Origin of the sequence: Caballeronia sp. LZ028 (assembly GCF_031451415.1) — a bacterium.
In the GTDB taxonomy this organism is placed as follows: domain Bacteria; phylum Pseudomonadota; class Gammaproteobacteria; order Burkholderiales; family Burkholderiaceae; genus Caballeronia; species Caballeronia zhejiangensis.
Genome location: NZ_JARUXN010000029.1, coordinates 1 through 3,760, shown reverse-complemented (window position 1 = coordinate 3,760; position 3,760 = coordinate 1). Strand labels below are relative to the sequence as shown.

The window sequence follows — 3,760 nt, the reverse complement described above, 5'->3', positions numbered from 1 at the left end:
CGGGACGTCGCTTACCGCTCGTCGAAGCTCACAACCACGCGCTCGCTCACCGGATGGCACTGGCAGGTCAGCACGAAACCCTCATCGATCTCGTGTTGTTCGAGCGTGTAGTTCTTGTCCATCTTCACTTCGCCTTCGAGCACTTTCGCGCGGCACGTGCAGCACACCCCGCCCTTGCACGCGTACGGCAACGCGAGCCCTGCCTTCAGACCGACATCGAGCACGCTCACGCCTTCATACGGCAGACGCAGCTTGCGCTTCTTGCCATCGATGACCAGTTCCAGATCCGCCGCCGGCGTGCTCTCCGTAATCTCGATCGTCGGCGCACCCGCCTGCGGCAACGGCGTGCCGAAGCGCTCCACATGAATCTGCTTCGGCGGCACGCCCGCTTCTTTCAGCGCCGCTTCAGCGGCATCCATCATCGGGCCGGGGCCGCAGATGAACGCTTCATCGATCTCTTCAGGCGAGAGCAGCGTCGAAAGAAACGCCTTGCACTTCTGTTGATCCAGCACGCCGTTGAACAACTCGACATCCTGCAAATCATCGGACAGCACGTGATACAGCGAGAACCGGTCCATATACCGGTTCTTCAGATCCTCGAGTTCTTCGGCAAACATGATCGCGTCGACACTGCGATTGCCGTACACCAGCGTGAAGCGGCTCGTCGGCTCCATGTCCAGCGTCGTCTTGATGATCGCCAGCACCGGCGTGATGCCCGAGCCGCCCGAGAACGCCACGTAATGCTTCGCGTGATCCGCGTTCAGATGCGTGAAGAAGCGTCCGTCGGGCGTCATCACCTCGATCTCATGGCCGGGCTTCAAGGTCTCGAACGCGAAGTTCGAGAAGCGCCCGCCGCGCACGCGCTTGATGCCGATGCGCAATTCGCCATCGCGATCGTAGTCGGTCACGCCCACGCAGATCGAATACGAGCGGCGCGTCTCCTCGCCATCGATATGCGTCTTGAGCGTCACGAACTGGCCCTGCGTGAAGCGAAACGCATCGCGCAATGCGGGCGGCACATCGAATGAAACGGTGAGCGCGTCGGCGGTTTCGGGGCGCACGTCGCGAATGCGCAGCGGATGAAATTGCGGAGTCGCCATGTTTTCTCGGCTCGCTTGTCAGTGAGGTTCAGTACGGCTTGAAGTAATCGAACGGCTCGCGGCAATCGATGCATCGATACAACGCCTTGCACGCCGTCGAGCCGAATTGCGCCAGCTTCTCCGTGTGCGTCGAGCCGCAGCGCGGGCACGCGATCGTCGCGGGCTTGCGCGCCACGAAGCGGATCGGCTTCTCTGCGCTGCCGCATGCGCCCGTCGGCGGCGCGATGCCGTAGCGGCGCAGCTTCTCGCGCGCGCCATCGGTGATCCAGTCGGTCGTCCACGCAGGCGCCAGCACCGTCTCGATGCGATGCGCGCCGAGTTGCGCATCATCGATCGCTTTCGCGATGTCCTCAGCAATCTGCGACATCGCAGGACAGCCCGAGTACGTCGGCGTGATCACCACTTCGAGCACGCCATCGTCGCCGTGACGCACATCGCGCAAGATGCCCAGCTCGCGAATCGATACCACCGGAATCTCCGGATCGGGCACCGACTCGAGCACGTGCCACGCGCGTTCGATCGTGGTTTGCATGGCCTGCATTACCAGCTCGCGCCCGGATGCTGACGCGCCAGGCTCTGCATCTCCGCCAGCAGATAACCCATGTGCTCCGAGTGCTCGCCTTGCTTGCCCGTCGTGACGTGCTGCACTTCTACGGGCACTTTGAGCGTCGCTTCATCGAGCGCCGATGCAACCTGCTCGCGCCACGCCGCTTCGAACTCGCTCGCCAGCGGCGCGATGCCCGCATCGGCGACGGCCTGTTCGATTGCATCGGTCGCGAAGAACTCGCGCGTGTACGGCATCAGATAATCGAGCGCAGCCTGCGCACGCCGATGCGACTCCGCAGTGCCATCGCCGAAACGCACCAGCCAGTCGCGCGCGTGATGCAGGTGATAGCTCGTCTCCTTGATCGACTTCGCCGCGATCGCCGCGAGTTGCGCATCGTTCGATGATTGCAATGCGCTCCACACTTCCATCATCAACGCCGAGTACAGGAAGTTGCGCACGATCGTCACCGCGTAATCGCGCTCCGTGCGCGTCGTGCCCGCGAGCGGGCCGAAGTGCGGCAACTCCGCGATCGTGTAGTTGGCGAACTCGCGCTCGGTGCGGAAGTACGCGTAATCGTCTTCGGTCTTTTTGTTGCCGTTGAGCGATGCTTCGAGCGAAGCAGCATGCGTGTAGAGCAAACGCGCCTGACCGATCAAATCCAGACTGATGTTCGCCAGCGCAATATCCTCTTCCAGTGCCGGGCCGTGACTGCACCACTCCGCGTTGCGCTGTCCGAGAATCAGCGCGTTGTCGGCAAGACGCAGCACGTAGGCGAGATGTTCTTTCTGGCTCATGTCGCGCGCCCTTACATGTGATTGATTTCGTCGGGCAGCACGAAGAACGTCGGATGCCGATAGATCTTGTCGCCCGCGGGCTCGAACAACTCGGCCTTGTCTGCCGGGTCCGATGCCGTGATCGCCGCCGAGGGCACCACCCAGATGCTCACGCCTTCCTGACGACGCGTGTACACGTCGCGCGCCATGCGCAACGCCGCGCCCGCGTCCGGTGCGTGCAGGCTGCCGCAATGCTTGTGATCCAGTCCCTGCTTGCTGCGCACGAACACTTCCCAGATCGGCCATTCCTTGTTCATCTTCATCGTCTCCATGCTCATGCAGCTTGTTGGTGGGCGCGGGCTTTTTGCTTCTCGGCATACGCCAGTGCGGCTTCGCGAACCCACGCGCCGTCATCGTGCGCCTTCACGCGCGTGGCGAGGCGCTCCTTGTTGCACGGACCGTCGCCGTTGACCACGCGCCAGAACTCGTCCCAGTCGATCGCGCCGTAGTCGTGCGCTTGCCGCGCTTCGTTCCACTTCAAATCGGGATCGGGCAATGTGACGCCGAGGATCTTCGCCTGCTCGACGGTCGCATCGACGAACTTCTGACGCAGGTCATCGTTCGAGATGCGCTTGATGCCCCACGCGAACGACTGGCCGCTGTGGATCGAATCCTTGTCGCTCGGGCCGAACATCATCAGCACCGGCCACCACCAGCGGTTCACCGCCTGCTGCACGAGATCCTTCTGCGCTTGCGTGCCTTTCATCATCGCGAGCAGCGCGTCGAAGCCCTGGCGTTGGTGGAACGACTCCTCCTTGCAGATGCGGATCATCGCGCGGGCATACGGCCCGTAGGTGCAGCGGCACAGCGGAATCTGGTTCATGATCGCGGCGCCATCGACGAGCCAGCCGATCACGCCGACATCGGCCCACGTGGGTGTCGGATAGTTGAAGATGCTCGAATATTTCGCCTTGCCTGCGTGCAGCGCGGCGACCAGTTGATCGCGCGAGACGCCCAGTGTTTCGGCCGCGCTGTAGAGGTACAGACCGTGGCCGCCTTCGTCCTGCACCTTCGCGAGCAGAATCGCCTTGCGTTTGAGGCTCGGCGCGCGGCTGATCCAGTTGCCCTCGGGCTGCATCCCGATGATCTCCGAATGCGCGTGCTGCGAGATCTGACGCACCAGCGTCTTGCGATACGCCTCGGGCATCCAGTCCTGCGGCTCGATCTTGCCGTCGGCCTGCATCACCGCGTCGAAGCGGGTTTGGGCGGCGGAGGCTGCGGCTTCGTGGCTTTCGGCTGCGGACGTCGCGCTGGGGAGGTCGAGGGATTGCGTGTACATG

The 3,760-nt window shown here is 63.0% G+C and carries 5 protein-coding genes; all 5 read right to left on the bottom strand.

All coding sequences use genetic code 11. The features are described from left to right. Positions 1-11: 11 nt before the first annotated feature. Genes paaE through paaA form a run of 5 tightly spaced genes read right to left on the bottom strand, consistent with a single transcriptional unit; the run spans position 12 to position 3,759 of the window. Positions 12-1,100, bottom strand: a complete 1,089-nt coding sequence (gene paaE / locus QCE58_RS33875) for a 1,2-phenylacetyl-CoA epoxidase subunit PaaE (RefSeq protein ID WP_250481540.1) — start codon at positions 1,098-1,100, stop codon at positions 12-14. 28 nt (positions 1,101-1,128) lie between these two features. Then, on the bottom strand, positions 1,129-1,641 hold the full coding sequence (gene paaD, locus QCE58_RS33870; RefSeq protein ID WP_250481541.1) for a 1,2-phenylacetyl-CoA epoxidase subunit PaaD: 513 nt from the start codon (positions 1,639-1,641) through the stop codon (positions 1,129-1,131). Then, complete coding sequence (gene paaC, locus QCE58_RS33865) at positions 1,641-2,441, bottom strand: 1,2-phenylacetyl-CoA epoxidase subunit PaaC (protein ID WP_008349547.1); 801 nt, start codon at positions 2,439-2,441, stop codon at positions 1,641-1,643. Before paaC ends, paaD begins: the two co-directional genes overlap by 1 nt. Positions 2,442-2,452: 11 nt before the next feature. Beyond that, positions 2,453-2,737, bottom strand: a complete 285-nt coding sequence (paaB, locus tag QCE58_RS33860) for a 1,2-phenylacetyl-CoA epoxidase subunit PaaB (protein ID WP_008349546.1) — start codon at positions 2,735-2,737, stop codon at positions 2,453-2,455. A 17-nt stretch (positions 2,738-2,754) separates the two neighbouring features. Then, positions 2,755-3,759, bottom strand: a complete 1,005-nt coding sequence (paaA, locus tag QCE58_RS33855; protein ID WP_239295562.1) for a 1,2-phenylacetyl-CoA epoxidase subunit PaaA — start codon at positions 3,757-3,759, stop codon at positions 2,755-2,757. Between the last annotated feature and the right edge of the window lies 1 nt (position 3,760).